At 67.0% G+C, this 13,879-nt stretch carries 12 protein-coding genes; 9 read left to right on the top strand and 3 right to left on the bottom strand.

The window, feature by feature from the left end; genetic code table 11:
- Window positions 1–54: 54 nt before the first annotated feature.
- The 9 genes from AC3WLC_RS13500 to AC3WLC_RS13460 all read left to right on the top strand — a co-directional run bounded on the left by AC3WLC_RS13500 (window position 55) and on the right by AC3WLC_RS13460 (window position 11,702).
- Entirely contained in the window at window positions 55–1,197 is a 1,143-nt protein-coding gene (locus tag AC3WLC_RS13500; RefSeq protein ID WP_493684408.1) for a CaiB/BaiF CoA transferase family protein, read from the top strand.
- Window positions 1,198–1,204: 7 nt separating this feature from the next.
- Window positions 1,205–2,362, top strand: a complete 1,158-nt coding sequence (locus AC3WLC_RS13495; protein ID WP_493684407.1) for an acyl-CoA dehydrogenase family protein — start codon at window positions 1,205–1,207, stop codon at window positions 2,360–2,362.
- Window positions 2,363–2,563: 201 nt separating this feature from the next.
- Window positions 2,564–3,403: an HTD2 family dehydratase gene (locus AC3WLC_RS13490; RefSeq protein WP_493684406.1), complete on the top strand. Its 840-nt coding sequence runs from the start codon at window positions 2,564–2,566 to the stop codon at window positions 3,401–3,403.
- A 178-nt stretch (window positions 3,404–3,581) separates the two neighbouring features.
- Window positions 3,582–5,540: a bifunctional 2',3'-cyclic-nucleotide 2'-phosphodiesterase/3'-nucleotidase gene (locus tag AC3WLC_RS13485; RefSeq protein ID WP_493684405.1), complete on the top strand. Its 1,959-nt coding sequence runs from the start codon at window positions 3,582–3,584 to the stop codon at window positions 5,538–5,540.
- A 46-nt stretch (window positions 5,541–5,586) separates the two neighbouring features.
- Window positions 5,587–5,862 (top strand): hypothetical protein, encoded by a 276-nt coding sequence (locus AC3WLC_RS13480; RefSeq protein WP_493684404.1) that lies wholly within the window; start codon window positions 5,587–5,589, stop codon window positions 5,860–5,862.
- 350 nt (window positions 5,863–6,212) lie between these two features.
- Window positions 6,213–7,226 (top strand): iron ABC transporter substrate-binding protein, encoded by a 1,014-nt coding sequence (locus AC3WLC_RS13475; RefSeq protein WP_493684403.1) that lies wholly within the window; start codon window positions 6,213–6,215, stop codon window positions 7,224–7,226.
- A 22-nt stretch (window positions 7,227–7,248) separates the two neighbouring features.
- On the top strand, window positions 7,249–8,835 hold the full coding sequence (locus AC3WLC_RS13470) for an ABC transporter permease (protein ID WP_493684402.1): 1,587 nt from the start codon (window positions 7,249–7,251) through the stop codon (window positions 8,833–8,835).
- Window positions 8,832–9,881 (top strand): ABC transporter ATP-binding protein, encoded by a 1,050-nt coding sequence (locus tag AC3WLC_RS13465; RefSeq protein ID WP_493684401.1) that lies wholly within the window; start codon window positions 8,832–8,834, stop codon window positions 9,879–9,881. The genes AC3WLC_RS13470 and AC3WLC_RS13465 overlap by 4 nt, the downstream gene beginning before the upstream one ends.
- A 96-nt stretch (window positions 9,882–9,977) precedes the next feature.
- A complete protein-coding gene (locus AC3WLC_RS13460; protein WP_493684400.1) occupies window positions 9,978–11,702 on the top strand; it encodes an ABC transporter ATP-binding protein in 1,725 nt (574 codons plus the stop codon).
- Between the two features lie 182 nt (window positions 11,703–11,884).
- Here the strand turns inward: AC3WLC_RS13460 and leuB are convergent, their stop codons facing one another.
- The 3 genes from leuB to AC3WLC_RS13445 all read right to left on the bottom strand — a co-directional run bounded on the left by leuB (window position 11,885) and on the right by AC3WLC_RS13445 (window position 13,875).
- Complete coding sequence (gene leuB / locus AC3WLC_RS13455; protein ID WP_493684399.1) at window positions 11,885–12,994, bottom strand: 3-isopropylmalate dehydrogenase; 1,110 nt, start codon at window positions 12,992–12,994, stop codon at window positions 11,885–11,887.
- A gap of 93 nt (window positions 12,995–13,087) precedes the next feature.
- Window positions 13,088–13,660, bottom strand: a complete 573-nt coding sequence (locus AC3WLC_RS13450) for a Fic/DOC family protein (protein WP_493684398.1) — start codon at window positions 13,658–13,660, stop codon at window positions 13,088–13,090.
- A complete protein-coding gene (locus AC3WLC_RS13445; protein ID WP_493684397.1) occupies window positions 13,657–13,875 on the bottom strand; it encodes a hypothetical protein in 219 nt (72 codons plus the stop codon). Before AC3WLC_RS13445 ends, AC3WLC_RS13450 begins: the two co-directional genes overlap by 4 nt.
- Window positions 13,876–13,879 lie beyond the last annotated feature (4 nt).

The raw sequence follows: 13,879 nt of genomic DNA, 5'->3' as shown, positions 1-13,879 counted from the left end.
TTCGTCAGGCCGACGACGATCTCTCGCGCGGAACGGAAGGCGCGCGACTGACTGATGACCAATGCTCTTGACGGAATCCTGGTGGTGGCGCTGGAGCAGGCCGTGGCCGCTCCGCTGGCGAGCTGCCGGCTCGCCGATGCCGGCGCACGCGTCATCAAGCTGGAGCGCGAGGAAGGCGATTTCTCGCGCGGCTATGACGACTATGCCGCGGGCCTGTCCTCCTATTTCGTCTGGATCAATCGCGGCAAGGAGTCCTGCCGGGTCGATCTCAAGGACAAGACGGACCTTGCCTTGGTCGAGGCGATGCTCGCCGAGGCCGATGTCTTCATCCAGAACTTCGCGCCTGGCGCCACCGACCGCCTCGGCATCGGCAGCGAGGCGCTGCGCCAGCGCCATCCGAAGTTGATCACCTGCGACATATCCGGCTATGCGCCGGGCACGCCGCATTACACCAAGAAGGCCTATGACCTCCTGATCCAGGCGGAAGCCGGCCTTGCCGCCGTCACCGGCAGCCCTGACTCCGGGCCAACGCGGATCGGCATCTCGATCGCCGACATCGCCACCGGCAACGCCGCCTATGCCGCGATCCTGGAGGCGCTGATCCGGCGCGGGCGGACCGGCGAGGGCTCGCGCATCCAGCTCTCGCTGTTCGACACCATCGCCGACCTGATGAACGTCCCCTATCTGACGCGGCGCTATGGCGGGATCGAGCCGCCCCGGCTCGGCCTCGCCCACCCCTCGATCGCGCCCTATGGCGTCTTCCGCCTCGCCGATGCCGAGGTGCTGATCTCGATCCAGAGCGAGCGCGAATGGCAGATCCTGGCGCGCGACGTGCTGCGGAATGCTAGTCTCCTCGACGACCCGCGCTTCACCAGCAATGTGCTGCGCGTGCGCAACCGCCCTGCCCTCGACGCCGCGATCCAGGCGATCCTGATCACCCGCTCCTACGCCGAGACCGCTGCCGAACTCGACGCTGCCCGCATCGCCTATGGCACGGTCTCGACGATGGCCGATCTGATCGCCCATCCGGCTGTGACGGCCCTGCCGGTCCCGACGCCGAACGGCCCCGTCGAGGTGCTGGCGCCGCCAGTGCTGGTCGACGGCAAGCGTGTGCCGATGCGGGCGCCGCCCGGCCTCGGCGAACATGACGAAGCGTTGCGCCGGGAATTCGCGGCGAAAGCAGCGCGGCCAGCCTGAGATGAGCATGACGACAGCCAACGATCACACCGACATCCGCGAGACGGTCGCCAAGCTGTGCGCCGATTTCCCCGGCGATTACTGGCGCAAGCTCGACCGTGAGATGGCCTATCCCACGCAGTTCGTCACGGCGCTGACCGAGAGCGGCTTCCTCTCGGCGCTGATCCCGGAGGAATACGGCGGTGCCGGTCTCTCCCTCTCGGCCGCGGCGGTGATCATGGAGGAGATTCAGCGCCAGGGCTGCAATGGCGGCGCCTGCCATGCCCAGATGTATGTGATGGGCACCGTGCTCCGGCACGGCAGCGCCGAGCAGAAGCAGCGCTATCTGCCCAGGATCGCCTCGGGCGAGCTCAGGTTGCAGGCCTTCGGCGTCACCGAGCCGACCAGCGGCACCGACACCACGGCGCTGCGCACCACCGCGCGGCGCGAAGGCGACCATTATATCGTCAATGGCCAGAAGATCTGGACGAGCCGGGCGGCGCAGTCCGACCTGATGCTGCTGCTCGCCCGCACCACGCCGCGCGACCAGGTGCAAAAGCGCACCGACGGGCTCTCGGTCTTCATCCTCGACATGCGCGAGGCGCTGAAGGACGGCCTCACCATCCGGCCGATCCGGACGATGATGAACCACGCCACCACCGAGGTCTTTTTCGACAATGTCAGGGTGCCGGCGGCCAACCTCGTCGGCGAGGACGGCAAGGGCTTCCGCTACATCCTCTCCGGCATGAATGCCGAGCGCATCCTAATCGCGGCCGAATGCGTCGGCGATGCGAAGTGGTTCATCGACAAGGCTTCCAACTACGCGAAAGAGCGCCAGGTCTTCGGCCGGCCGATCGGCCAGAACCAGGGCATCCAGTTCCCGATCGCGCGCGCCTACGCCAATATGCGCGCCGCCGAACTGATGGTGCGCGAGGCGATCCGCCTCTACGAGGCCGGCGCCAATCCCGGCGCCGAGGCCAACATGGCCAAGATGCTGGCGGCCGACGCCTCCTTCGAAGCGGCCAATGCCGCCATCCAAACCCATGGCGGCTTCGGCTTCGCCGAGGAATACGACATCGAGCGCAAGTTCAGGGAGACGCGGCTCTACCAGGTCGCGCCGATCTCGACCAACCTGATCCTGTCCTATCTCGCCGAGCACGTACTCGGCATGCCGAGAAGCTATTGAATCCTGCAACACCAACCGCAAGGGCGCGGGGAACCCCTCTCCTGGAAGGAGAGGGGCAGGGGTGAGGTGTTCGGAGCGGAATCGTGAGCCTCACTCCGACCGCGCGGTTGGCGCTCGCGGAGCTGGTCCGATCTCCCACACCTCACCCTGCCCTCTCCTTACAGGAGAGGGTTTCCCGCGCCTTTCCTCTCTGGAGGCACCATGAACATCGACCATCTGAAGTCCTGGATCGGCAAGGCCGAGCAGGCCTCCGACCTGATCACGCCCCGGCTCGTCGCCAGCTATGAGGCGACCTTCGCGCCGCATCTCGCGCCTTATGCCCAAGGCGAAGCGCCGCTCGCCTTGCACTGGTGCCTCGCCCCGCCGATCTCGCCGATGGCGGCGCTCGGCGCGGACGGACATGCCGCCAAGGGCGAGTTCCTGCCGCCGGTCGCGCTGCCACGGCGGATGTGGGCCGGCGGGCGGATCGAGACGATCGCGCCCTTGCGGACAGGCGACGAGGTCACCCGCCGCTCGACCATCGGCGACGTCAGTTACAAGGACGGCCGCACTGGCCCGCTCTGCTTCGTCGCGGTCGACCATGAGCTCGTCACGGCCCGTGGCGTCGCGCTGCGCGAGCGCCACAACATCGTCTATCGGGAGGCAGCCAAGCCCGGCACCGAGCCGCCGCCAACCGCTGCCCCAGCCGAGCCGCGCCCAGCCGACCTGACCTGGACGGTCGAGGCCGATCCGGTGCTGCTGTTCCGCTATTCGGCGATCACCTTCAACAGCCACCGCATCCATTACGACCAGCCCTATGTCACCGGTGTCGAGGGCTATGCCGGGCTCGTCGTGCACGGGCCGATCCAGGCGACGCTGATCATGAACATCATCGCCACCCTCTCCGGCGGCAAGCCGATCCGGCTCGACTATCGCGGGCTCGCGCCGCTGATCGCCGGCGAGGCCTTCCAGGTGAAGGCGAAGCGGCTGGACGACGGCGCCATCGCCGCCTGGACGGAAGGCGCCGATGGGCGCGTGCGGATGGAGGGCCTGAGCCGCTGAACAGCGTCATTCTCGGACGGAGCGAAGCGCAGATCCGAGAATCCCATGACGAGAAGGCGCCGATAGAAGCCTCCTCCGGCCTGAGATGCTCGGGTCAAGCCCGAGCATGACGTTTATCCCCGTGTCACGGTCCTGCCATGGTGCTAGCGTCTCTGCCAGCACCTCGCTTCAGGAGCCGATGATGGACCGCGCCCCCCGTTTCAGCCGCCGCGACACGCTCAAGGCCGGGGCCGCCATCGCCGCGGCCGGTGCGCTTTCCGGCCCGCTGGCGGCGCAAACACCGGCCAAGCTCAAGCTGCGGCTGCTGGAGACCAGCGACCTCCACGTCAACGTCGTGCCTTACGACTATTTCCGCGACGCGCCCGACGACACGGTCGGCCTCGCCAAGACGGCGAACTTGATCAAGGCGGCGCAGGCCGAGGCCAAGAACAGCCTGCTCTTCGACAATGGCGACTTCCTGCAGGGCTCCTCGCTCGGCGATTTCGTCGCCTACAAGAAGGGGCTGAAGGCCGGCGAGACCCATCCGATGATCGCCGCGATGAACGCCCTGCCCTATCAGTGCGGCACGCTCGGCAACCACGAATTCAACTACGGCCTGGACTTCCTCGAACACGGCCTCGCCCGCGCCGAGTTCCCGATCATCTGCGCTAATGTCGACCGGGTCGGCGGCGGCACGCTGATCGAACCCTGGCGCATCTTCGAGCAGAGCTTCGAGGACGAGGCCGGCACAAAGCATGTCCTCAACATCGCGGTGATCGGCTTCGTGCCGCCGCAGATCATGCAATGGGACAAGGGCAATCTCGACCGCAAGGTCACCGCGACCGACATCGTCGATGCCGCGCAGAAATACCTGCCTGAGATCGCTCAGGCCCATCCCGACCTCACTATCGCACTCTGCCATTCGGGCATCGCCGGCGGCGAGCGCAAGGGCGGCGAGGAGAATGCGGCGCTGCACCTTGCCAAGCTCGACGGCATCGACGTCGTGCTGACCGGCCACCAGCATCTCGTCTTCCCCGGCGGCAAGGCCTTCGACAACATTCCCGGCGTCGACAACAAGAAGGGCTCGCTGCATGGCAAGCCAGCCTGCCAGCCCGGCTTCTGGGGCTCGCATGTCGGCATCGTCGACCTCGAGCTGGAGAAGCGCGACGGGCGCTGGCGCATCGCCGACTTCAAGGTCGATCCCAAGCCGATCTATGAGCGCACGCCCGACCGCAAGATCGTGCCGAAGGCCGAGGTCGAAGCGGCCGTACTGGCGACAGTGAAGGCCGACCACGAGGCGACGCTGACGTATATGCGCGAGCCGGTCGGCACCACGAGCGCCCCGATCAACAGCTATTTCGCCCTCGTCGCCGACGACCCGTCGGTGCAGATCGTGGCGGAGGCGCAGATTGCCTATGCCAAGCCGCTGATGGCGCAGACGCCGCACAAGGACCTGCCTGTGCTCTCGGCGGCCGCTCCGTTCAAGTCGGGCGGGCGCGCCGGGCCGGCCTTCTTCACCGACATCCCGGCCGGGCCGATCGCGATCAAGAACGTCGCCGACATCTATCTTTACCCCAACACGGTGCAGATCGTGAAAGTCACCGGCGCGCAGATCCGCGAATGGCTGGAGCGCTCGGCCGGCATCTTCAACCATATCGACCTGGCCAAGACCGAAGAGCAGCCGCTGATCAATCCCGGCTTCCCGGCCTTCAATTTCGACGTGATCGACGGCGTCAGCTACCAGATCGATGTGACTCAAGCCTCGCGCTATGACGGCGACGGCAAGCTGGTCGCGCCGGACGCTCACCGTATCGTCGACCTCGCCTATCAGGGCAAGCCGATCGACGAGAAGGCGGAGTTCATCATCGTCACCAACAATTACCGCGCCTCCGGCGGCGGCAATTTCCCGGGCACCAAGACGACTTTGGTGCTGGAGGCGCCCGACCTCAACCGCGACGTGATCGTGCGCTACATCATCGAGAAGAAGACGATCAACCCGGCCGCCGACAACAACTGGTCGCTGAAGCCGCTGCCGGCGAGCGTCAACGTCACCTTCCCGACCTCCCCAGCCGCCGTGAGCAAGAAACCGGAGACGCTGAAGGCGCAGCCGGTCGGCGATGCCGGCGAGGGTTTCGTGAAGTACCGACTCGGCGGCTAGCCTTCCGCTCGGAAGCGTATCGGCCGCCGCTCAGGATCTGTTCTTCGTGGCCCAGCAGGCCGAGCCGCTCTGGACGCTGCGCCAGACGCCATTCGACTTGCAGCCAGCGAGCGGCGGCGTGCAGACGCGGGCAACGCAGGCCGACGGGTTGCTGCCGGCTTTGTTGCATTTCTGCTCGCAGTCTCTGAAGATCGCCGAGCAGGAGCTGGCAACCTGCTTGCAGCCCTCCTGTGCAGATACCGACCCGTTGAGAAACGCGGCAAGCAGCGCTGCCATGCCGATCGTGAGAGCCAGTCTCATCATGCCCGCCCTCTGCGAATAAAGGGGCAATCGTGACGACCATCACGAACGCGTCAACGAGGTAAGATCGGTACCTCCGCCGCGCCGCCGGAACCGTATCCGGGCTGTCCCCGACGACCTGATGACGGCGACGCGTAGCCGCCTCGATCAGCAGCGACTGCGCCTCCCCACCGCCGATCGCCCTCGCTCAAGCCGGGGCAAGAGCGTAGATCGCAGATGGTCGGCACCTAAGACGAATGTCGTAATACCACGCTATCAGCGCTAGTTTGTTCTCATTCTAAAGAATGACGACTGTCGTTGACAGCATCATTTTACGGCGCCTAAGCATCCAGCCGACGAAAACTGTTTTCGCCGCAGAATTCGAGGCTCTCCATGACCTTCTCTCTCAAGGCTCTCGCCGGCGCGCTCGCGCTCGGCGCCTTCAGCATTGGCGCCGTGCACGCCCAGACCCCGAGCCCGGACGGGATCGTCGTCTACAACGCCCAGCATGAGAGCCTGACCAAGGCCTGGTCGGAAGCGTTCACCAAGGAGACCGGCATCAAGGTGACACTGCGCAAGGGCGGCGACACCGAGCTCGGCAACCAGATCGTCCAGGAAGGCGCGGCCTCTCCGGCCGACGTCTTCATCACCGAGAACTCGCCGGCGATGGTGCTGGTCGACAATGCCGGCCTGTTCGCGCCGCTCTCCAAGGCGACGCTCGATCTGGTGCCGGAGGGCTATCGCCCCGCCAATGGCCATTGGCTCGGCGTCGCGGCGCGTTCGACCGTCTTCGCATACGACAAGACCAAGCTCAGCGCCGACAAGCTGCCGAAGTCGATCATGGATCTCGCCAAGCCCGAGTGGAAGGGCCGCTGGGCGGCCTCGCCGAGCGGCGCCGATTTCCAGGCGATCGTCGGCGCCATGCTGGCGTTGAAGGGCGAGGCTGCGACCTCGGACTGGCTCACCGCGATGAAGGCGAACTTCAAGGCTTATCGCGGCAACAGCGTTGCGATGAAGGCGGTCAACACCGGCGAGGTCGAAGGTGCGGTGATCTACCACTATTACTATTTCGGCGATCAGGCGAAGACGGCTGAGAACAGCGGCAATGTCCTGCTGCACTATTTCAAGAACCAGGATCCGGGCGCTTTCGTCAGCGTCTCCGGCGCCGGCGTGCTCGCCTCCAGCAAGCACAAGGCCGAGGCCGAGGCCTTCGTCAAATGGGTCGCGGGCAAGGGCGGCCAGGACATCCTGAAGACCGGTGATTCCTTCGAATACGCCGTGGCCAAGGGCGCGGCCTCAAACCCCAAACTGGTGCCGATCCCGGATCTGCAGGGGCCGACGCTCGATCCATCCAAGCTCGACAGCAAGGCCGTGACTGGGCTGATGACCAAGGCCGGACTGCTCTGACGAGACCGGCCGCGTTCTCAAGATGAGCATCGCCTCACCGGCAGCAACACATCAGACGGCGCGGCAGCAACAGCCGCTGCGCCGCCTGTCGCCGCGCGCGCCGGCGCTCATGACCGGCCTGGCAGGTCTGGTCGCGCTCGTCTGCCTGATCCCGCTCGGCTTCCTGGTCGCGATCACGATCCAGACCGGCACGGAGACCGTGGCGCAGCTGGTCTTCCGGGCTCGCGTCGCCGAGCTGCTCCTGAACACCGCGCTGCTCGAAGTCTGCACCATTCCACTGGCGATCGGGCTCGGCCTGGGGCTCGCCTGGTTCACCGAGCGTACGGCCCTGCCCGGCCGGCGGCTCTGGTCCTGGCTCGCGGTCGCGCCGCTTGCCTTGCCGGCCTTCGTCCAGGGCTATGCGTGGGCGAGCTTCGTGCCGCATCTACAGGGCCTGCCCGGCGCGACGCTGATCTCCGTCCTGGCCTATTCGCCGTTCATCTACCTGCCGGTGGTGGCGCAGTTGCGCCGGCTCGACCCGGCGCTCGAGGATGTCGCGACCGCGCTCGGACGCAGCCCCGCCCGGGTTTTCCTGGAGGTCGTGCTGCCGCAGCTGCGGCTGCCCCTCTGCGGCGGCGCCCTGCTGATCGGCCTGCACCTGCTGTCCGAATACGGGCTCTTCGCGATGATCCGCTTCGACACCTTCGCGACGGCGATCATCGACCAGTTTCAGTCCTCCTATAACGGCCCGGCCGCGAACATGCTGGCAGGCGTGCTGGTGCTCTGCTGCCTCGGCCTGCTGCTGCTCGACGGCTCCCTGCGCGGACGCGAGCGCTACGCCCGGGTCGGCTCCGGCGCGCCGCGCGCAATGCCGCCGCGCCAGCTCGGCGGCTGGACGCTGCCGGCCCTGTGCCTGCCGCTCGCCTATGCCGCGCTCGCGCTCGGAGTGCCCGCCTATACGCTGGGGCGCTGGCTCATCCTCGGTGGTGCCGAGGCCTGGCGCGTGCCGGAACTGCTGGCGGCGCTGGGCACGACCATTGCCTATGCCGCCGCCGGCGCTCTGGCCACCACCATCATCGCCGTTCCGATCGCCTGGCTCTGCGTGCGCAATCCCGGGCCGTGGCAGCGCCGGCTCGAAAGTTGCCATGTCTATGTCGGCTCGCTCCCCGGCATCGTCATCGCGCTGGCGCTGGTGACGATTACGGTCAGGGTGGCGCTGCCGCTCTACCAGACCAGCGCCATGCTGGTGCTCGCCTATGCGCTGGTCTTCCTGCCGCGCGCGCTGATCGGCCTGCGCGGCAGTCTGGCGCAGGCTCCGGTCGAGCTCGAATGGGCCGCCGCGGCGCTCGGGCGTACGCCGCTGCAGGCCGTGGCCCAGGTGACCCTGCGCCTCGCCGCCCCCGGCGTCGGCGCCGCGATGGCTCTGGTCGGGCTCGGCATCACCACCGAACTGACCGCGACGCTGCTGCTCGCCCCCAATGGCACGCGCACGCTCGCGACCGAGTTCTGGTCGCTCACCGCCGAGATCGACTATGTCGCCGCGACGCCTTACGCGCTGCTTATGATCCTATTGTCGCTGCCCATGACCATCCTGCTCCACCGGCAAGCGCGGAGCGCGCAAGCGCAATGACCGCGATCGCCATCGAAGGCCTGTCCAAGGGCTATGGCCCGGTCCGGGCGCTGAAGGATGTCAGCTTCACCGTGCCGGCCGGCGCCCGCAGCGCCATCGTCGGCGCCTCCGGCTCGGGCAAGACGACGCTGCTGCGGATCATTGCCGGCTTCGAGCAGGCCGATGCCGGCCGCGTCAGGCTGGACGGCGACCTGCTGGTCGACGGCGTGGCCGGCGTCCCGGCCCATAAGCGCGAGATCGGCGTGGTCACGCAGGACGGCTCGCTCTTCCCGCATCTCAGCATCGCCGAGAATATCGGCTTCGGCCTGCCGCGCGGGCTCGCCGGACGCGAGGCCGAGATCGCACGGCTGCTCGACCTCGTCGAACTCCCCGCAGCAATGGCGGAACGCCGGCCGCATCAACTGTCTGGCGGTCAGCAGCAGCGTGTCGCCCTCGCCCGGGCGCTGGCGCGCAAGCCCCGGCTGATGCTGCTCGACGAGCCGTTCTCGGCGCTCGACACGGGCTTGCGCGAGGCGATGCGGCGCTCGGTCGTCGCCCTGCTGCGCGACCAGGGCATCGGCGCGCTCCTGGTCACGCACGACCAGGCCGAGGCGCTCTCCTTCGCCGACCATCTCGTCGTCCTGCGCGAGGGGCGACTCGTCCAGGCCGGCCCGCCGCGCGACCTCTATGCCGCCCCAGTCGACCCCGATATCGCCCGCTTCCTCGGCGAAGCCATCATCCTCGACGCCGAGATCGCGGCCGGGCGCGCGTGCTGCCAGCTCGGCGAGATCGCAGTGCCGGCTGGTGCGCCGGAGGGCAAGGCGCAGATCATGCTGCGCCCGGAGCAGGTTCGACTGGCGGCGACAGGCGCGACCGGCACCGTCAGCGATGTCGAATTCGGCGGCGGCAGCGCGGTCGTGACGATCGCGCTCGACGCTGCCACCGAGGCACCGCTACGGCTGCGCATCTCCGGCATCGACATCCCCTCGCCCGGCGGAAAGGTCGCGCTCGAGGTCGTCGGCCCGGCTTACGTGTTCGACCAGCAAACCCCTCCGATGCGCGACTAGGCGCCCGCGGCTGGCGGATCAGGCGGCACAAGCAACGCCGCCTCACCGCCAAGCCACGTGGCCGGCCTTCGAGCCGCATGCTAAGGCCCGCCCATCATGCTCGCCCGCTTCTTCGCCTATTACCGGCCCCATCGCGGGCTCTTCCTGCTCGACTTCGGCTGCGCCGTGGTGTCGGGCCTGCTTGAGCTCGGCTTCCCGATCGCGGTGAAGCTCTTCGTCGACCAGCTGCTGCCGAGTGGGAACTGGAGCCTGATCGTGATGGCTTCGCTCGGCCTGCTGGCGATCTATCTGGTCAATGCCGGCCTGATGGTGGTGGTGACCTATTGGGGTCACATGCTCGGCATCAACATCGAGACCGAGATGCGCCGCAAGGCGTTCGACCATCTGCAGAAGCTCTCCTTCGGCTGGTTCGACAACCAGAAGACCGGCCATCTCGTCGGGCGCCTGACCAAGGACCTCGAAGAGATCGGCGAGGTCGCCCATCACGGGCCGGAGGACCTCTTCATCGCGGTGATGACCTTCATCGGCGCCTTCGCGCTGATGCTCATGGTGCATCCGCAACTCGCGCTGATCACCGCGATGATCGTGCCGCTGATCGCCTGGCTGACCAGCCGCTATGGCCGACGCATGACGGCGAACTGGCAAAAACTGTTCGGCAGCGTCGGCTCGTTCAATGCCCGCATCGAGGAGAATGTCGGCGGCATCCGCGTCGTCCAGGCCTTCGCCAACGAGGAGCACGAGCGCAGCCTGTTCGCGGTCGACAACCAGCGCTATCGCCGCACCAAGCTCGATGCCTACCGGCTGATGGCGGCCTCGACCTCGCTCTCCTATTTCGGCATGCGCCTGACCCAGATGGCGGTGATGATCGCCGGCGCCTATTACGTGCTGATCGGCGATCTCAGCGCCGGCGGCTTCGTCGGCTTCCTGCTGCTGGTGACGGTGTTCTTCCGGCCGATCGAGAAGATCAACTCGGTGATCGAGACCTATCCGAAGGGAATCGCCGGCTTCAGGCGCTACACCGAATTCCTCGACACGCGGCCCGACATCGCCGATATGCCGGGCGCCATCGCCGTCTCCGGCCTCAAGGGCGACATCACCTATGAGAACGTCAGCTTCGGCTACACACCCGACCGCCAGATCCTGAAAGGCATCGACCTGACGATCCGCGCCGGCGAGACCATCGCCTTCGTCGGGCCGTCAGGGGCCGGCAAGACGACGATCTGCTCGCTGCTGCCGCGCTTCTACGATGTCGAGGGTGGGCAGATCGCGATCGACGGCATCGACATCCGCCAGATGACGCTGGCCTCGCTGCGCGGCCAGATCGGCATCGTCCAGCAGGACGTCTTCCTGTTCGCCGGCACGCTGCGCGAGAACATCGCCTATGGCAAGCTGACCGCCTCGGAGGAGGAGATCGTCGAGGCCGCCCGGCGCGCCCGGCTCGACGAGATGATCGCGCGTTTGCCTGACGGGCTCGACACGGTGATCGGCGAGCGCGGCGTCAAGCTCTCGGGCGGCCAGAAGCAGCGCCTCGCCATCGCCCGGATGTTCCTGAAGAACCCGCCGATCCTGATCCTCGACGAGGCGACCTCGGCGCTCGACACCGAGACCGAGCGCGCCATCCAGGCCTCGCTCGCCGAATTGTCGAAGGGTCGGACCACGCTGGTGATCGCGCATCGCCTGGCGACGATCCAGGACGCTGACCGCATCATCGTCATCGACGAAAGCGGCGTCGCCGAGCAGGGACGGCATCAGGAGCTGGTGCAACGGCCGGGCATCTACCGGCGCCTGCACGAAGCGCAGTATGGCGGCCGGGCGAGCTGAGGGGCTGAACGGCCTACGGTGTCATGGTCGGGCTTGTCCCGACCACCCACGTCTTCGCTGATTGAAGACGGTGTTCAAGACGTGGATGCTCGCCACAAGGGCGAGCATGACGAGCTGGAACAGTGTTGTGTTCATCGATTCAGGGCTCGCTGCTGCGCAGCGCCCCGGAATGACGGTGAACCTCAGCCGCGCGCTTCGAGCGCCTTGACGATGGCGTCGCCCATCTCGGTGGTCGAGACGGCGTTGGCGCCCGGCGCCGCGATGTCCTTGGTGCGGGTGCCGGCGCCGAGCACGTCGGCGATCGCGCCTTCGAGCCGATCGGCCGCCTCGCCGGCGCCGAAGGAGTAGCGCAGGGCCATGGCGAAGGAGCCGATCATCGCGATCGGATTGGCGAGGCCCTTGCCGGCGATGTCGGGCGCCGAGCCGTGCACGGGCTCATAGAGCGCCTTGCGCTTGCCGGTCGCCGGATCCTCGGCGCCAAGCGAGGCGGAGGGCAGCATGCCGAGCGAGCCGGTCAGCATCGCCGCGACGTCGGAGAGAATGTCGCCGAACAGGTTGTCGCAGACGATGACGTCGTACTGCTTGGGCCAGCGCACCAGCTGCATGGCGCAGTTGTCGGCCAGTACGTGCTCGAGCTCGACGTCCTTGTAGTCGCGAGCATGCTGGGCGGTGACCGTCTGCTTCCAGAGCACGCCGGTCTTCATGACGTTGTGCTTCTCGGCCGAGGAGACCTTGTTGCGGCGGGTGCGCGCCAGCTCGAAGGCGACGGCGCAGATGCGCTCGATCTCGCCGGTGGTGTAGAGCTGGGTGTCGACGCCGCGCTTGGAGCCGTCCTCCAGGGTGACGATCTCCTTCGGCTCGCCGAAATAGACGCCGCCGGTGAGCTCGCGCACGATCAGGATGTCGAGGCCTTCGACGACCTCCGGCTTCAGCGACGAGGCCGAGGCCAGCGCGGGATAGCAGATCGCGGGGCGGAGATTGGCGAACAGGCCGAGATCCTTGCGCAGGCGCAGCAGACCGGCCTCGGGGCGGTGCTGATAGGGCACGTCAGCCCATTTCGGGCCACCGACCGCGCCGAAGAGCACGGCGTCGGCCTCCTGGGCGAGCTTCATGTCGCCTTCCGAGATCGCCGCCTTGTGGGTGTCGTAGGCGATGCCACCGACGAGGCCGCGCTCGAGCGAGAACGAGCCGAGGCCCTGCTTCTCGAACCAGGAGACGATCTTCTCAACCTGCCCCATCACCTCGGGGCCGATGCCGTCACCGGGGAGCAGCAGGAGCTTGTGGTTCGCCATGGGAGCCTCGTCACGTCTCGCGGAATGCGTCGCCGGCTGATTAGGGGCGCAAGGCGCAAGGTGCAAGCATGCCGATGCGAAGCCGCCCTGCTCTCAGGGCACGAGCAGCGCCTTGCGGATGCAGGATCCGAGTGGAGCGTATTGCCCGCGCTGCGCCTCGATGCACGCGGCCATCCATTCGTCTCGCACGATCATCCGCAGATCGAGCCGATGGCCGGCCTGGGCGGCGAGCTGTTCGAGATAGAGCATCTGCGTGCGCCCATTCCCCTCGCGGAACGGATGGATGTAGTTGACATCGCCGATGATCTCACCGGCGCGGGCGCCGAAATCGGCCGGAACGAGCCGCCTCAGATAGTCGGATGCGACCAGGCGCCGGTGCACGTCAGCCATGCCGGTGGCGATGTAGCGTCGGAACTGGAACTGGCTGCCGCCCTTGGCGATCTCGACCGTCCGCACGTCGCCGGCCCAGTCGTAAATGTCCTGGAAGAGATGGCGATGGATGGCGCGCAGATGCGTGAGGTCGAATTGCCCTTCGGGAACGCCCTCGATCATCCGATGCGTGACTGCGCGACGTTCGAAACGATCGAGCACTGCGGCGTCGCGCAGGCCGAGCTTGTTCCTCAGAACGACATGGTCGGGTGGATAGCAGTATTCAGGGTCGCTCATTCGGCGGCAGGCGCTAGGGCCGCCGCCAGTGCCTTCTTGCGAATATGATCGAGACGCTTCTCGTTAGACCAGCCTTCCCGCTCGAACATCTCGAACATGGCGACATCGTCCGCATCCAGCGGATTGCCCTCCATGCTCTGCAGATGCATGGCGACGAGCCGCCGCTCCGTGGCTGCGGCCGCATCGTGCCTTGGCTTGTCGCGCTTGCGATCCATGGCG

The organism is Allobosea sp. GW821-FHT03A12, assembly GCF_058986765.1.
The sequence above is the reverse complement of the archived record's forward strand: the minus strand, read 5'-3'. Positions and strand labels throughout refer to the sequence as shown.

Coding starts and splice junctions, on each gene's coding strand:
- AC3WLC_RS13500 (WP_493684408.1), top strand. CDS start 55: ATGACCAATGCTCTTGACGGAATCCTGGTGGTGGCGCTGGAGCAGGCC.
- AC3WLC_RS13495 (WP_493684407.1), top strand. CDS start 1,205: ATGACGACAGCCAACGATCACACCGACATCCGCGAGACGGTCGCCAAG.
- AC3WLC_RS13490 (WP_493684406.1), top strand. CDS start 2,564: ATGAACATCGACCATCTGAAGTCCTGGATCGGCAAGGCCGAGCAGGCC.
- AC3WLC_RS13485 (WP_493684405.1), top strand. CDS start 3,582: ATGATGGACCGCGCCCCCCGTTTCAGCCGCCGCGACACGCTCAAGGCC.
- AC3WLC_RS13475 (WP_493684403.1), top strand. CDS start 6,213: ATGACCTTCTCTCTCAAGGCTCTCGCCGGCGCGCTCGCGCTCGGCGCC.
- AC3WLC_RS13470 (WP_493684402.1), top strand. CDS start 7,249: ATGAGCATCGCCTCACCGGCAGCAACACATCAGACGGCGCGGCAGCAA.
- AC3WLC_RS13465 (WP_493684401.1), top strand. CDS start 8,832: ATGACCGCGATCGCCATCGAAGGCCTGTCCAAGGGCTATGGCCCGGTC.
- AC3WLC_RS13460 (WP_493684400.1), top strand. CDS start 9,978: ATGCTCGCCCGCTTCTTCGCCTATTACCGGCCCCATCGCGGGCTCTTC.
- leuB (WP_493684399.1), bottom strand. CDS start 12,994: ATGGCGAACCACAAGCTCCTGCTGCTCCCCGGTGACGGCATCGGCCCC.
- AC3WLC_RS13450 (WP_493684398.1), bottom strand. CDS start 13,660: ATGAGCGACCCTGAATACTGCTATCCACCCGACCATGTCGTTCTGAGG.
- AC3WLC_RS13445 (WP_493684397.1), bottom strand. CDS start 13,875: ATGGATCGCAAGCGCGACAAGCCAAGGCACGATGCGGCCGCAGCCACG.